The organism is Streptomyces sp. 2-1, assembly GCF_048564895.1.
Classification (GTDB): Bacteria; Actinomycetota; Actinomycetes; order Streptomycetales; family Streptomycetaceae; genus Streptomyces; species Streptomyces phaeochromogenes.
The window spans coordinates 7,676,327-7,691,367 of sequence record NZ_CP183383.1 but is presented as its reverse complement, the minus strand read 5'-3'; the positions used below and the strand labels follow the sequence as shown (position 1 = coordinate 7,691,367).

Here is a 15,041-nt window from a genome sequence, read left to right as displayed (position 1 = left end):
AGCGGGGTCAGACGGCCCGGTACGCCGCCGTCAGCTTCGCCACCGCCTGCGCGTAGCGGCCGGTCAGCAGCAGGTGATCGGCGTCGGCGAAGGGCTTCGCGCTCGCCGCCGTGATCGTCTGCCCCATCTTCTGCTGGACGAGCAGCCGCGCCTTGGTGACGATGGCGCGCCCGGCCGTCTCGGACCCGGCCTTCTCGGCCACGGCGGCCGCGACGGCAAGGGCCTTCAGGGCACTGGTGCCCCCGCCGGGTACCGAGGTCAGCGTGGTCAGGCCCCATCCGTACGGGAACTGCGGATCGTACGAGGCGTCGCCGACGTTGATCGGCAGCTGGGCCTCCGACTTCGGCCAGGTGAGCGGCAGCTGACCGGTGAAGGCCCGCTTCCCGTACAGCACGTCCGCGACGCCGTCGCCCTCGGTGCCCGGCAGCCAGGACGCGACCAGCGCGTCGATGTCGCCGAGCTGGTCGCCGACGAGCTGAGGCCGCCCGGAGACGATCAGCACCGCGCACTTCATGGCGCCGCACACCTTGTCGACGGCGGCCCGGTCCGCGGCGGAGAACACCAGGTCGTTGCCGTTGCCGACATCGCCGATGCCCTCGGCGTACGGCGTCTCGCCGACGACCACGACACCCACGTCATGGCCGTCCGTCGGCGCCGAAGCGTCCTTGGAGTACGTGACCGCGCTCCCGGCCTTCCGCATGCCCTCCAGGATCGTCGTCCCGTCCGTGATCTTCCCGGAGGAACCCTGCCAGGTGATGGTCCAGCCGCCGGCCTGGTTGCCGATGTCGTCGGCGTTGGACCCGGCGACGTAGACCTTCTGCGACTTCTTCAGCGGCAGCACGCCGCCCGCGTTCTTCAGCAGGACCTGGGACTCGGCCGCCGCCTCGCGGGCCACGGCCCGGTGCTCGGCCGAGCCGATCGCCGCGGCCCCGCTCGTGTCGGCGTACGGCTTCTCGAAGAGGCCCAGCTTGAACTTCTGGGTGAGGATCCGGGACACGGCGTCGTCGATCCGCTTCCCGGAGATCCGGCCGGCGGTCACCTCGTCCGACAGCGTCTTGTGGAAGTCCTTGTACGCGTACGGGACCATGATCATGTCGAGGCCCGCGTTGACGGACGTACGGACGTCGCTCGCGTAGTCGCCGGGGATCTGGTCGATGGCCTGCCAGTCGCTGATCACGAAGCCGTCGAAGCCCATGCGGTCCTTGAGCACGCCGTTGATCATCGCGGCGTCCGCGTGCATCTTCACCGGGCCCTCGGAGTCGCCGAGGATGTCGAGCGAGGAGTACGAGGGCATGACCGTGCCGACGCCCCGGTCCACGGCGTCCTGATAGGGCGCGAGGTGGACGGCTTCCAGCTCCTTCCGGGTGACCTTGGTGATGCCCTGGTCGATGGTGTACGTGCCGGTCGTGGACGAGCCGTACTCGGTGCCGCCGTCGGCGACGAAGTGCTTGGCGGTGGCGAGGACCTTGTCGTTCCTCTTCAAGTCCTTGCCGCTGGGCGCCCCTTGGAGGCCCTGGATGACGGTCTCCATGGACTCGACGAGCGCCGGGTCCTCACCGAACGACTCGTAGGTCCGCCCCCAGCGCTCGTCGCGCGTCACGCACAGGCAGGGTGCGAAGTCCCACGGGATGCCGGTGGCCCGAACCTCGGCGGCGGTCACCTTCCCCGCCTCGTAGGCGACTTGGGGATCGCGCGTCGCGCCGATGCCGATGTTGTGCGGCATGATCGTGGCGCCGACGAGGTTGTTGTGGCCGTGCACGGCGTCCACGCCGTAGATGAGCGGGATCTGGAACCGGGTTGCCTGTGCCCGGAGTTGGAAGCCGTCGATCATCTTCGCCCAGGCCTCGGGCGTGTTCGGCGTCGGTGTGGAACCGCCGCCGGAGAGCAGCGAGCCGAGGTCGTAGGCCGCGATGTCACCCGGCGTGGTGAGCGCGCCGCGCTCGGCCTGGGTCATCTGGCCGGCCTTCTCCGCGAGGGACATCCGGGAGAGCAGATCGGCGACCCGCTTCTTCACCGGCAACTTCGCGTCCAGGTACGGGAGTCCGTGGGCGTCGATCACGACCTGCGGGTTCTCGGCGGGCGCCTTGGCGCCGGTGACCGTCAGCTTCAGCGGGACGGTCTCGGCGTTCTCGCCCGCCTTGTCGCGCAGGGTCGCCACGGTGACGGTCCGCGAGGCGCCGGAGGCCGTGCCCGCCGGGAAGGTCAGCTCGCCCTTGACCGGGGTGTAGTCCTTGCCGGACTCACCGGTGCCGCCCGCCGTCTCGTACGCGACGGTGACCGGCTCGTCGATGGGCGCGGAGCCGGTGGTGGCGACCGTGATCTTCACGGCGGCCGAGCGGCCCTCCTCGACGGGGTACACGGCGGCGTCGGTGACGACGTTGGCGCGCAGGGACTGGTCGGCCTTGCCGTACAACTCCACGCCGTCCATGGCAAATTGGTCCTGGACGCCGACCGGGAGCGTGAGCGCGTAGCCCCACATCTCGGTGAGGCCGAGGACCTGGTCGATGCCTCCGACGGGCTGGTAGTCCGTGCGGTAGGTGAAGTCGGTGAAGGGGATCTCCAGCTGTTTCCAGCCGGTCCAGTCGTCGGTGAAGGACGTGGTCCACAGCTCGGAGGCCTCGCCGTTGGCGCCGCCGTCCTTGAGCTCGAAGTTGACCTTCTTGCCGTTGTTCCGGCCGTCCCACCAGAAGCGGATGCCCTTGCTCGCGGACCAGTCGTGGGCCGGCTCGGCGAAGGCGAAGTCGTGCGTGAAACCGCCGTAGCCGCTGATGTCGTACGTACCGGAGAGGACCTTCTCGCCCTGCGGCGCGTCGTCCCGGGCGGCGAGCTCCAGCGTGGGCGGGTCGTCGGTGTCGCTGCCCCAGGTGAAGATGCCCTCGGCGGGCGGGTTCGCGAACGGGATCTCGCCCTCGAAGTTGTCGACGGGCACGGGGGCGGGATCGTCCGCCCCGGAGGCGGGGCCCGCCACGGCGAACGGAAGCAGCCCGGTCAGCAGGGTGGCGGAGACGAGCAGGGCGGTTCTTCGCATGGACCTTCCCTCGGCTCTGGTGCAGCTGTTATGACTTGACCTCTCAGGACTTACCTCACGGCGTGAGTTAACTGATGCCCCGCCTAGCCGTCAAGACTTCACGTCAGAAGCGGTACAGACCCAAATCCCGGCCGGATCAGGGCCGTTGCTCCTTCAGAAACTGAACGCGCACCCCCTTGACGCCCGTTCGAAGCCGTCATTTACTCACGCCTCGCACGCCCACATCCCCCACCTCCAGAAGGGCGGCGCACCATGAGCACCCCCAGAAGACCCCTCCGGGTGGCCCGGCTCCTCCTCGCCGGGCTGCTCACCACCGCAGGGCTGACCACCGTCGGTGCCACGCCCGCGCAGGCCGCGGGTGAGCAGGTCACGGCCTGGCTCACCACGACGAACGACTCCGGCGGCCGGAATGTCGTGCGGGGTCTGCAGGCGCAGACCCCCTTCGCGTTCCAGGCCGGCAGCGGTGGCAGCGGCGAGAACATCTCCGTGGACGAGAACACCCGCTACCAGTCGTTCTCCGGCGGCGGCGCGTCCTTCACGGACACCGCGGCCTGGCTGATGGACGGCAGCGGCGCCCTGACCCAGGCGACCCGTGACGCGACCATGCGCAAGCTGTTCTCCCCCACCGAGGGCATCGGGCTCTCCCTGCTCCGCAACCCGATGGGCGGCTCGGACCTGGCCCGCTTCGGCTACACGTACGACGACGTGCCGGCCGGGCAGACCGACCCGGACCTCTCCGAGTTCTCGATCGCCCACGACCTCCAGGACGTGCTGCCGCTCACCCGGCAGGCCAGACAGCTCAATCCGTCCCTCACACTGATGGCCTCGCCGTGGACCGCGCCCGCCTGGATGAAGGACAACGGACAGCTCAACGGCGGCTGGCTGAAGGCCGAGAACTACGGGGCGTACGCCAACTACTTCGTGAAGTACCTCCAGGCGTGGCGCGACCAGGGCGTCCCGGTCAACTACGTCACCGCCCAGAACGAGCCGACCTGTTGCTCCGGCTACCCCTCGATGAGCTGGAACGGCGCCGGCCTCGCGTACTTCACCAAGAGCGAGCTGCTGCCCAAGCTCCAGGGCGCGGGCCTGTCCACGAAGGTGCTGGCGCACGACTGGAACTGGGACACGTACGACGCGTACGCCGCCCAGACCGTCGACGACGCGGCGGTGCGCTCGCACCCGAACTTCGGCGGGATCGCCTGGCACGGCTACGGCGGCGACGTCGCCAAGCAGACCACCGTGCACAACCAGTATCCGCAGCTGGACGCCTTCGGCACCGAGCACTCGGGCGGCACCTGGATCGCCAACCAGCAGCGCGAGGACATGATGAACATCATCGACTACACCCGTAACTGGGCGAAGTCGGTGACCAAGTGGTCGCTCGCCGTGGACCAGAACCGCGGCCCGCACAACGGCGGCTGCGGCACCTGCGACGGTCTGATAACCGTGCACAACGGGGACTCCCGGCACGGCCAGGTCGACTACACCGTCGAGTACTACACGATGGGCCACCTGACGAAGTTCGTACGTCCCGGAGCCCAGCGCATCGCCTCCACGGCGAGCTCGTCCGTGCCGAACGTGGCGTGGCGCAACACGGACGGTTCGAAGGCCCTGATCGCGTACAACGACTCGAGCGCGGCGAAGACCGTGACCATAAACTGGGGCTCCCAGCACGCCACTTACTCGCTCCCCGGCAAGACGTCCGCGACCTTCACCTGGTCCGGCACCCAGTCGGGCGGCGGCGAGCAGGCCGGGTCGTTCGTGGGGCTCGCGGGCAAGTGCCTCGACGTGGCGGGCGGTTCGTCGGCCAACGGCACGGCGGTCCAGCTCTACGACTGCAACGGCTCGACCGCGCAGAACTGGACGCTCGCCGCGGACGGTTCGGTCCGTTCCCTCGGGAAGTGCCTCGACGTCACCGGCGCGTCCGTCGCCGACGGGGCGAAGGTCCAGCTCTACGACTGCAACGGCTCGGGGGCGCAGCGGTGGTCGTACAACGCCTCGACCGGTGACGTCGTCAATACGGCCGCGAACAAGTGCCTTGACGTGAGCGACAACTCGTCGGCGAACGGGGCGCGGGGGCAGATCTGGAGCTGCACGGGGGCTGCCAATCAGAAGTGGCAGCTGCGGTAGGGGGACGGGGGTGATTTTCGCCCCCGCCGCCCCTACCCATTCCCGTCCCTTACTCAGGGGCTCCGCCCCCGAACCCCCGCTCCTCAAACGCCGGAGGGGCTGAAGATTTCGCAGCCCGGGCCGACAACTTCAGCCCGTCCGGCGTTTGAGGACGAGGCCGTTCAGGCCGATGCGGGGGTCTGGGGGCGGCAGCCCCCAGGGACGGGATGGGTAGGGGCGGCGGGGGCGAGAAACCCTGAGGTGGCTACTCGGCCGGTTCGACGCCCGCGCGCAGCAGACCGTACGTGTACGCGTCCTCCAGCGCCTGCCAAGACGCCGCGATCACGTTCTCCGCGACGCCCACCGTCGACCACTCCCCCGTACCGTCGGAGGTGGAGATGAGGACCCGCGTCGTGGACTGGGTGCCGTGCTTGCCCTCCAGGATGCGGACCTTGTAGTCGACGAGCTCCAGCTTGGCGAGCTGGGGGTAGATCTTCTCCAGGGCCACGCGCAGGGAACGGTCGAGGGCGTTGACCGGCCCGTTGCCCTCGGCGGTGGCGACGATGCGCTCGCCCTTGGCGAAGAGCTTGACCGTGGCCTCGTTGGCGTGGCTGCCGTCGGGGCGGTCCTCGACGATGGCGCGCCAGGACTCGACCTCGAAGTACTTGCGGGCCTTGCCGTCGATCTCCTCCCGGAGCATGAGCTCGAAGGAGGCGTCCGCGGCCTCGTAGGTGTAGCCCTGGAGCTCGCGCGCCTTGACCCGCTCGACGACCCGCCCGATCAGCTCGCGGTCGCCGCCCAGGTCGACGCCGAGCTCCTTGCCCTTGAGCTCGATGGAGGCGCGGCCGGCCATGTCGGACACCAGCATCCGCATGGTGTTGCCGACCTGCTCGGGGTCGATGTGCTGGTACAGCGCCGGGTCGACCTTGATGGCCGACGCGTGCAGGCCGCCCTTGTGGGCGAAGGCCGAGACACCTACGTACGGCTGGTGCGTGGACGGGGTCAGGTTCACGACCTCGGCGATCGCGTGCGAGATGCGGGTCATCTCGGAGAGCGCGCCCTCGGGGAGGACCTTCATGCCGTACTTGAGCTCAAGCGCGGCGACCACGGGGAACAGGTTGGAGTTGCCGACGCGCTCGCCGTAGCCGTTCGCCGTGCACTGGACGTGGGTCGCGCCCGCGTCGACGGCGGCGAGGGTGTTGGCGACGGCGCAGCCGGTGTCGTCCTGGGCGTGGATGCCAAGACGTGCGCCGGTGTCGGCGAGGACGGTGGCGACGACGGCCTGGACCTGGGCGGGCAGCATGCCGCCGTTGGTGTCGCACAGCACCACCACGTCGGCGCCGGCCTCCGAGGCGGCCCGGACGACGGCCTTCGCGTACTGCGGGTTGGCGCGGTAGCCGTCGAAGAAGTGCTCGCAGTCGACGAAGACGCGCCGGTCCTGGGAGCGGAGGTAGGAGACGGTGTCGCGGACCATCTCCAGGTTCTCTTCGAGGGTGGTGCGCAGCGCCAGCTCGACATGCCGGTCGTGGGACTTGGCGACGAGCGTGACGACGGGCGCGCCCGACGCGACGAGCGCCTTGACCTGCGGGTCCTCGCTCGCCTTGCCGCCGGCCCGGCGGGTGGCGCCGAAGGCGACGAGCTGGGCGTGCCTGAAGTCGATCTCCTGCTGGGCGCGGGCGAAGAACTCGGTGTCGCGCGGGTTGGCCCCCGGCCAGCCGCCCTCGATGAAGCCCACGCCGAAGTCGTCCAGGTGCCGTGCGATGGCCAGCTTGTCCGCGACGGTGAGGTTGATGCCCTCTCGCTGCGCACCGTCGCGCAGCGTCGTGTCGAAGACGTGGAAGGTGTCGTCGACTCGGGAGGGGCCGCGACGGGAGGAGTCGCGATTCTCGTCGGTTGCGTCCGTCATCTCTTGAGGCTCCTGTATCGGATTCGGTCTACCGGAATGACCGGCTCCACCGTCCATGGTCTCTCGCGCTCCGGTCCCGGCTGAAGGTGGGCCAGGAAACAGAAAAACCTCTCGCGGGTGCGAGAGGTCTGCGCGCGGGTCAGGACGACGGTGGCCGCCCGTACGTGGTCGTACGGTGCGGTCACTGCGGACCGGCGCGCCTGCTGCCAATAATCATGGCGAACGAGAGCACGGAGGCAGTCTGGCACATACCGCCTCCATGCTCACCGTCCGTCTCAGGATGCGAGCACTCGGTTGATCACCTCGGCTGTCGCGTACTGATCACCGCAGGTGGCGTACGAACGTGTGCTGGCTGTCCCAGGTGTCGCCCGGCACCAGATCGGCCGAGTAGGAGTCGAAGGCGACACTGCGGCCGTGCGCGTCGATCACCGGACCGGTCGCGGACTCGTCGTTCTTGCCCCCGGCGGTGTCGACGCTGGCGAGGGTGGTGGCGCCGGTGCGCAGGTCTCGTACGTACACACGCTGTGTGTGGTCGGGGTCCCCGGAGTCGACCGAGCCGAAGGCGAGGTGGCGGTTGTCGGCGCTGAGGGCACCGGACACGGTGGACCCGCCCGGGTCGGCGGCGTCGACCCGTCGGATCGATCCGGTCTTCAGGTCGCGGACGAACATGTTCTGGCCGTTGTTGGTGTCGCCCGGGGTGAGCCGGGAGTCGAGCGAGCGGAAGAGGACGTAACGGCCGTCGGCGCTGACACTCGGGTACTCGGACTGGGCGTCCGGGACGACACCGTCCGGTGCCTTGTCCGCCTGCCACAGCTCGCCGCTGGGTACGTCACGGACGTAGATGTCGCTCCAGTCCCCGCTCGTCGGGAACGGGACGAAGAACTGGTAGCCGACACGTGTGCCGTCCGCGCTGATCGACAGGTTCGTGACCGATCGCCACCGCCCGGGATCGGGCGCCTGGCTGACCCGGACGGCGGTGCCGGTCGTGCGGTCGACGCGGTAGACCCGGGCGTGCTGGTCGTGCTCCGAGGAGCCCTCCGAACGGCTCGCGGCGAAGGCGACATAGCGGCCGTCCGCACTGATCGCGGGCTGGCGCCCGGTGTCGTAGCCGGGCGCCTGCTTGTCGTCGAGACGCTCGACGGCCCCGGTGCGGAGGTCCTTCACATAGACGTGCCAGCGGCCACCGGTGTCTCCGGGCACCAGGTCGGTCGCGGTCGAACTGAACGCCAGATGGCGGCCGTCGGCGCTCAGCGAGACGTCCTCGACGTTCCCGTCGCTCTGACTGCCGTCGGCGGCGGTGCTGACCCTGCTGGTGACGCCGGTCCTGAGGTCGCGCACGAAGGCGTCGGTCGCGTCGTTGGTGTCGCCCGCGACGAGGTTGGCGGCCTGCGAGCGGAAGGCCACATAGCGGCCGTTCGCGCTCATGCCGCCGACGACCGATCCGCGGTCGCCGTCGGCCCCGTCGGGCGCCACGCTGACCTTCTCGGTGCCCGGAACGGGCGGTGCGGCGGACGCGGTGGCCGGCAGGGCCACGCCGGTCAGTGCGGCGGCCAGGGCGGCGCAGAGCGCGAGACTCCTTGCGTTGGTCATGGTTCCCCCCGTGTGTCCCGTTGGTCGCATCTCCCCCGGCCCGATGCCAGGGGCCCACAGGGATACAAACTCACCACTGACACGGGGTCAATCAGCCGAATTGAGTACAACCTGGACGGCTGCTCAGGTGTCCGAGCGCGCCAGCGTCTCGTCCAGGAACTCCCGTACGTGGCCGAGGATCTGGCCCCGGTCCGTGCCCCGCAGCCCGATCGCCACATGGATGGAGAAGCCGTCGAGGAGGGCCCTCAGCCGGGACGCGAAACGGTCCGGGTCCACCGGGCGGAACTCCCCGCGCGAGACCCCCTCCGCCAGCAGCGCCACCAGGTCGCGGTGCCAGGCGCCCTCGATCGCGGCCTGTCGCTCGCGGGCGTCCTCGTCGGCGTTCTGCGAGCGGTTCCAGACCTCCAGCCAGAGGGTCCAGTGCGGGTCGCGGTGGCCGTCGGGCACGTACAGGTCGACGTACGCGTCGAGGCGCTCGCGCGCCGGGGCCGCCCGGGTGAGCAGCCGGCCGCGCTCCGCGCCGAGGCGCCCCTCGCTCCACTCCAGGGTGCGCAGCAGCAGCTCGTCCTTGGAGTGGAAGTAGTAGAGGAGGTGACCGCTGCTCATGCCGACCTCGCGGCCGAGCGCCGCCATGGTGAGCTTCTCCAGACCGCTCTCGGCGATCATGTCCATCGCCACGGCGAGGACGTCCTCGCGGGGCGGGGCGGTGTTGCGGCGACGGGTCGTCACGCGACGGCCTCCACACGGACGGCGTCCGGGACGAGCCGGGTCTCGTAGCCGCCCGAGCAGTCACTGGCCTCGACAGCGATCTCGGCGCCGCAGGAGCAGACGCGGTTGACGCCCTCGAAGGGGCTCGCGCCGCAGCAGCCCCCCAGGCGGGACATGTCGGGGTGGAAGTCCAGCTCGACGACGTCGAGCGGGTGCAGCACGTAGGTGCCGCGCGGCCCGGCGGACACGAGCGAGCCCCGCTCGTCGGACATCCACATCCCGCCGGGCACGATCCCGTCGTACGCGTCCTCGTCTCCCTCGTACGGCTCGAAGGGCGCCCCGAACGGCTGCGGATCGATTACATACGTGCCGCGCTGGACACTCGCCGGACCGTGCCGCCGCCCCTCCGCGTCGGGCTTGCCGTCCCAGCCGGGGTACTCGGGCATCTCGTCGAGCGGCCGGACGGGCTCGGTCAGCCGACGCCCGCAGGCGGCACAAAACAGTACGTTCACCCGTACGTTCTACCTGACCGTTCCTGTCGCCATCAGACCCTCGGCTGCTGTTGCGTGATGCAGTGGATGCCGCCGCCGCCCGCAAAGATCGCCCGGGCGTCCACCAGCGTGACCGTCCGGTCGGGGAACAGCCGCCGGAAGATCCCGGCCGCGATCTCGTCGCGCGGGTCGTCGAAGCCGCAGAGCACGACTCCGCCGTTGCAGAGGTAGTGGTTGATGTAGGAGTAGTCGGCCCAGTGGCCGTCCGCCTCCAGGACCGTCGGGGCCGGGACCTCGACGACCTCGATCCGGCGGCCCCGTGCGTCGGTCTGCGCCCTGAGCAGCCCGATGATCTCCTTCGACACCTCGTGGTCGGGGTGCGCCGGGTCCGGCTGGGAGTGCGCGACGACGACTCCGGGCCGGGCGAAGGCGGCGACGATGTCGACATGGCCGAGCGTCCCGTATCCGTACGGGGGATAGTCGCCGGTCAGTCCGCGCGGCAGCCAGATCGCCCTGCGGGTGCCGAGCTGGGCGTGGATCTCCGCCTCCACCTGCTCCCTCGTCCAGCCAGGGTTCCGCTCGGGGCCGAGCTGCACGGTCTCGGTGAGCAGCACCGTGCCCTCGCCGTCCACGTGGATCGCGCCGCCCTCGTTGACGAGCTTCGAGGTGTACGTCCGTGCCCCGGCCAGGTCCGACACGTACGCCCCGATCTTGGCGTCGTGTTCCCAGCGGGCCCAGTCCTGGGCGCCCCAGCCGTTGAACGTCCAGTCCACGGCGGCGAGTTCGCCCTTCCCGTCGGTGAGGAAGGTGGGGCCGATGTCGCGCATCCAGGCGTCGTCGAGTTCCCGCTCGACGGTGTCGATGTCCGGGCCGAGGAGCTCCCGGGCCGCCGGGGACTGCCCGGGACCGCACACCACGGTCACCGGTTCGAAGCGCCGGACCGTACGGGCCACCGCCGCCCACGCCGCGCGCGACCCGGCGAGGCCGCCCGGGTCGTCGAAGGTGACATTGGGGCCCGGCCACGCCATCCAGGTGCGCTCGTGCGGGGTCCACTCGGCGGGCATGCGGAAGCCGTCGGCGGCAGCCTTGTTCATCGGGGTCCTCATCGGGTCCTCGGGGTTCTCGTCGGGCCTCATCGGGTTTCTCACAGGAAGTACAGGCGGTTGAGGGAGACCGAGTCGGCCGGCTCGGAGCGCAACGGGTCGCCGTCGAGCGTGACCAGGCCGGTGCGCTGGTCCACATCGACCGTGCCCGTACGGGAGTTGAGGCGCAGGTCGGCCGGACCGATACCGCGGGTGCCGCGAACGGCCACGCGGCGGCGGCGTGTTGGCATGGTGTCGTTGCCCTGGTCGAGCGCTGCCTGTGCCACGAAGGCGACCGAGATGTCCGCGGGTGTGCTGCCATGCGCCCCGAACTGCGGTCCGAGGACGAGCGGTTCGCAGGTGTCGGTCGCCGCGTTCGGGTCGCCGACGACTCCGTACGCCGGGAAGCCGGACTTCAGCACGAGCTGCGGTTTCGCGCCGAAGAACTCGGGGCGCCACAGCACGATGTCGGCGAGCTTGCCGGTCTCGATGGAGCCGACCTCGTGGGCGAGGCCGTGCGCGATGGCGGGGTTGATGGTGAGCTTGGCGATGTAGCGCAGGACGCGCGCGTTGTCGTCACCCGAGTCGCCGGAGTGGTCCCCCTCGATCGGCCCCAGCTCCGCCTTCATCTTCCCGGCCATGGCGAAGGTCCGGCGCACGGTCTCCCCCGCACGCCCCATCCCCTGTGCGTCCGACGAGGTGATGCCGATCGCGCCCAGGTCGTGCAGGACGTCCTCGGCGCCCATCGTCCCGGCCCGTATCCGGTCGCGGGCCATCGCCGCGTCGCCGGGCAGGTCGGTCTTGAGGTCGTGGACGGAGACGATCATCCCGTAGTGCTCGGCGACGGCGTCCCGGCCGAAGGGCAGGGTGGGGTTGGTGGAGGAGCCGATGACGTTCGGGACTCCCGCCATTTTCAGCACGTTCGGTACGTGACCGCCGCCGCAGCCCTCGATGTGGAAGGCGTGGATGGTGCGGCCCTCGAGGACGCGCAGGGTGTCCTCGACGGACAGACACTCGTTCAACCCGTCGCTGTGCAGGGCGACTTGGACGTCGTGCTCCTCGGCGACCCGGAGGGCCGTGTCGAGCGCACGGGTGTGGGCGCCCATGTCCTCGTGCACCTTGAAGCCGGACGCCCCGCCCTCGGCCAGGGCCTCGACGAGCGGCGCCTCGTGCGAGGAGGAACCCCGGCCCAGGAAGCCGATGTTGACCGGCCACGCGTCGAACGCGTTGAACGCGTGCCGCAGCGCCCAGGGCGAGTTGACGCCGACGCCCCAGACCGGCCCGAACTCCTGCCCGACGATCGTCGTCACGCCGGACGCGAGTGAGGCCTCCATGACGCGCGGCGAAAGCAGGTGGACGTGCGTGTCGACGGCTCCGGCGGTGGCGATCAGCCCTTCCCCGGAGACGATGGACGTACCCGTGCCGACCACGACGTCGACGCCGTCGAGGGTGTCGGGGTTCCCGGCCCGGCCGATGGAGCAGATCCGCCCCTCGCGGATGCCGATGGAGACCTTCCGGATCCCCTGCGCCGCGTCGATGACCACGACGTTGCTGATGACGACGTCACAGGTCTCGCGGACGGCGGCGGCCTTGAGGTGCAGTCCGTCGCGCGCGGTCTTGCCGAACCCGGCGAGGAACTCGTCGCCGTACTTCTGGGCGTCGGACTCGACGCGGATGGTGAGCCCCGAGTCGCCGAGGCGGACGCGGTCGCCGGCCCGGGGGCCGTGGGTGGCGGCGTACTCGTACGGATTCATCGTGTCGCTCCCTTCCCCTGAAACCCGTCGCCGGGAGCCTCGGCTCCCAGATATCCGCAGGCGGCGGCCCTGTGCAGGGCCTCCTCCTTCGCGCCCGGCGCGTCCAGCGGGCCGTCCACGAGCCCGGCGAACCCGATCGCGATCCGCTCGCCCCCGACGGGTACGAGCCCGACCTCGACGCGCTCGCCCGGCCCGAACCGCACCGACGACCCGGCGGGCACGGCGAGCCGCATCCCGTAGGCGTCCGCGCGCGGGAAGTCGAGCCGCGGGTTGGCCTCGAAGAAGTGGAAGTGGGAGGTGACGGAGACAGGAACGGTGGCGGTGTTGGTGACCGTGAGCCGCACGACCGCCTCGGGATCGGGCTCGGCGTGCGCGGGCCCCGGCAGCAGCGCCCCGGGGGCCCGGTCCCCCAGCCCGCCGCCGATGGGGTCGGCCACGACCGCGAGTCGCGAGCCGTCGTCGAAGACGGCCTCGACATGCACCTCGGTCACGACGTCGGCGACACCCGGCAGCACGTCGTCAGGGCCGAGCACCGCGCGGGCCGCCTCGATGGCCTCGGCGAGCCGTCGCCCGTCCCGCGCGGCCTCGCAGACGGTGTCCGCGATGAGCGCGGTCGCCTCCGGCACGTTGAGCCTGAGGCCGCGCGCCCGACGGGCACGGGCCAGCTCGGCGGCCCCGAACAGGAGCAGCCGGTCACGTTCCGTGGGGGTCAGTCTCACGTCACGACACCTCCTTGCGTCCACACGATTTAGAGCATCACTCTAATCATGGGCTTCATGGAACGGAACCATTGACGCACGATTCGGAACCCGGCACATTGAACGTCGCTCTAAAGTGCGGGGCGCAAGGGGCCGATCGAAGGGGACCTGCCATGCCGGTGGAACAACACGGAGTCGACACCATCCCGGAGGAGGAGCGGACGAGCGGCCCCCGGGACCTGGTCTCGATCCTGCTCGGCTCGAACCTCTGTCTCGGCGTGATCATCTTCGGCTGGCTACCGCCGTCCTTCGGGCTGGACTGGTGGTCGTCCGTCACATCGGTCGTCGTGGGCACGCTGGTGGGCACGGCCCTCACGGCTCCGCTCGCGCTGGTCTCCCTGCGCACGGCGACGAACCTCTCGACGTCGTCCGGCGCCCAGTTCGGCGTCCGCGGCCGGCTCGTCGGCTCGGTCGTCGGGCTCCTGCTCGCCCTCGGCTACACGGCCCTGACCGTGTGGATCGGCGGCGACGTGATGGTCGGCGTACTGCACCGCCTGTTCGGACTGCCTGCCTCCGACCTCTCGTACGCGCTGGTCTACGCCCTGCTCTCGGCGGCCACCGTCGCGGGCGCGGTGTACGGCTATCGCGTGCTGCTCCGCATGTCCCGGATCCTGGCCGTGGGCATGACGGCCCTGCTGGTCCTCGGGGTGTTCGCGTACGCGCCGCACTTCACGACCTCCGCACTGCCGGAGGCGGGCGGCTATCTGCTCGGCGGCTTCTGGCCGACGTGGCTGCTGGCGGCGGTGGCCGCGGGTCTCTCGGGCCCGGTCGCGTTCATCACGCTGCTCGGCGACTACACGCGTTACATCTCACCCGCCCGGCACTCCTCCCGTACGGTCCTGCACGCGACCTGGCTGGGCCTGACCGCCGGGCTCCTGATCCCTCAGCTCTTCGGCACCTTCACGGCGTACGCGGCCGGCGCGGCCCTCGACTACGCGGGCCCGCTGGTCTCCGCCGCCCCCGGCTGGTACCTCGTCCCGCTCCTGCTCGCCGCCTCCGCCGGATCCATCGGCAACGCGGGTCTGATGCTCTACTCCATGGGCCTCGACCTCGACGCGATCCTCCCGCGCGCCTCCCGCACCCGGGCCACGTACACCGTCGCCGTCGTCGCCACGGCCTGCGTCTTCGTCGGCCACTACGCGTCGAGCGCCCAGGACGCGATGACGTCCTTCGTACTGCTCCTCACGGCGGTCGGCACACCATGGGCGGTCATCACACTGATCGGCTTCGTACGCTGCCGCGGGGTGTACGACCCGGACGCCCTCCAGGTCTTCAACCGCCGTTCCAGGGGCGGGATCTACTGGTACTCGGCCGGCTGGAACATCCCGGCCACGCTGTCGTGGACCCTGGGCGCCACCACCGGCCTCCTCGCGGTGTCCCTCCCGTCGTACGAGGGCCCGCTGCTGACGCTGACCGGCGGGGTGGACTGCAGTTTCCTGCTGTCGGGGCTGGTGGGAGGCATCGCGTATCTGGCTCTGACGGCAAGGACACGGGCACCTCAGCCGCCGGTGCCTTCCGAACCGTCCGGGACGGACACCCAGCGGGCCTCGGTCTCCCAGTAGCGCGAAAGGCCCGCCCCCGGCACAGGGGGCGGGCCTCATGCAACGTGACTACC

General features: G+C 70.4%; 10 protein-coding genes. 2 read left to right on the top strand and 8 right to left on the bottom strand.

Annotated features, from left to right (window positions below):
* Positions 1-7: 7 nt before the first annotated feature.
* A complete protein-coding gene (locus ACN20J_RS33910; protein WP_362301504.1) occupies positions 8-3,028 on the bottom strand; it encodes a glycoside hydrolase family 3 protein in 3,021 nt (1,006 codons plus the stop codon).
* A 252-nt stretch (positions 3,029-3,280) separates the two neighbouring features.
* On the opposite strand from ACN20J_RS33910, the gene ACN20J_RS33905 reads away from it, so the two are divergent.
* Positions 3,281-5,158, top strand: a complete 1,878-nt coding sequence (locus ACN20J_RS33905; RefSeq protein ID WP_419667473.1) for a ricin-type beta-trefoil lectin domain protein — start codon at positions 3,281-3,283, stop codon at positions 5,156-5,158.
* Positions 5,159-5,402: 244 nt separating this feature from the next.
* Here the strand turns inward: ACN20J_RS33905 and cimA are convergent, their stop codons facing one another.
* The 7 genes from cimA to ureA form a co-directional block, all read right to left on the bottom strand.
* A complete protein-coding gene (gene cimA / locus ACN20J_RS33900) occupies positions 5,403-7,043 on the bottom strand; it encodes a citramalate synthase (protein WP_189843622.1) in 1,641 nt (546 codons plus the stop codon).
* Positions 7,044-7,364: 321 nt separating this feature from the next.
* Positions 7,365-8,633, bottom strand: a complete 1,269-nt coding sequence (locus ACN20J_RS33895; RefSeq protein WP_419667472.1) for a hypothetical protein — start codon at positions 8,631-8,633, stop codon at positions 7,365-7,367.
* A 123-nt stretch (positions 8,634-8,756) separates the two neighbouring features.
* Positions 8,757-9,362: a TetR/AcrR family transcriptional regulator gene (locus ACN20J_RS33890; protein ID WP_189843624.1), complete on the bottom strand. Its 606-nt coding sequence runs from the start codon at positions 9,360-9,362 to the stop codon at positions 8,757-8,759.
* Positions 9,359-9,853 carry a hypothetical protein gene (locus tag ACN20J_RS33885; RefSeq protein ID WP_419667471.1) on the bottom strand — a complete coding sequence of 165 codons (495 nt, stop codon included), beginning with the start codon at positions 9,851-9,853 and terminating at the stop codon, positions 9,359-9,361. Before ACN20J_RS33885 ends, ACN20J_RS33890 begins: the two co-directional genes overlap by 4 nt.
* 32 nt (positions 9,854-9,885) lie before the next feature.
* Positions 9,886-10,926: an agmatine deiminase family protein gene (locus tag ACN20J_RS33880; protein WP_419667470.1), complete on the bottom strand. Its 1,041-nt coding sequence runs from the start codon at positions 10,924-10,926 to the stop codon at positions 9,886-9,888.
* A 50-nt stretch (positions 10,927-10,976) separates the two neighbouring features.
* Positions 10,977-12,668, bottom strand: a complete 1,692-nt coding sequence (locus ACN20J_RS33875) for an urease subunit alpha (protein WP_419667469.1) — start codon at positions 12,666-12,668, stop codon at positions 10,977-10,979.
* On the bottom strand, positions 12,665-13,387 hold the full coding sequence (gene ureA / locus ACN20J_RS33870; protein ID WP_190232262.1) for an urease subunit gamma: 723 nt from the start codon (positions 13,385-13,387) through the stop codon (positions 12,665-12,667). The genes ACN20J_RS33875 and ureA overlap by 4 nt, the downstream gene beginning before the upstream one ends.
* Positions 13,388-13,539: 152 nt before the next feature.
* Between ureA and ACN20J_RS33865 the strand changes: the two genes are divergently transcribed.
* On the top strand, positions 13,540-14,988 hold the full coding sequence (locus ACN20J_RS33865) for a cytosine permease (RefSeq protein WP_419667468.1): 1,449 nt from the start codon (positions 13,540-13,542) through the stop codon (positions 14,986-14,988).
* Positions 14,989-15,041 lie beyond the last annotated feature (53 nt).

Coding starts and splice junctions, on each gene's coding strand:
- ACN20J_RS33910 (WP_362301504.1), bottom strand. CDS start 3,028: ATGCGAAGAACCGCCCTGCTCGTCTCCGCCACCCTGCTGACCGGGCTG.
- ACN20J_RS33905 (WP_419667473.1), top strand. CDS start 3,281: ATGAGCACCCCCAGAAGACCCCTCCGGGTGGCCCGGCTCCTCCTCGCC.
- cimA (WP_189843622.1), bottom strand. CDS start 7,043: ATGACGGACGCAACCGACGAGAATCGCGACTCCTCCCGTCGCGGCCCC.
- ACN20J_RS33895 (WP_419667472.1), bottom strand. CDS start 8,633: ATGACCAACGCAAGGAGTCTCGCGCTCTGCGCCGCCCTGGCCGCCGCA.
- ACN20J_RS33880 (WP_419667470.1), bottom strand. CDS start 10,926: ATGAACAAGGCTGCCGCCGACGGCTTCCGCATGCCCGCCGAGTGGACC.
- ACN20J_RS33875 (WP_419667469.1), bottom strand. CDS start 12,668: ATGAATCCGTACGAGTACGCCGCCACCCACGGCCCCCGGGCCGGCGAC.
- ACN20J_RS33865 (WP_419667468.1), top strand. CDS start 13,540: ATGCCGGTGGAACAACACGGAGTCGACACCATCCCGGAGGAGGAGCGG.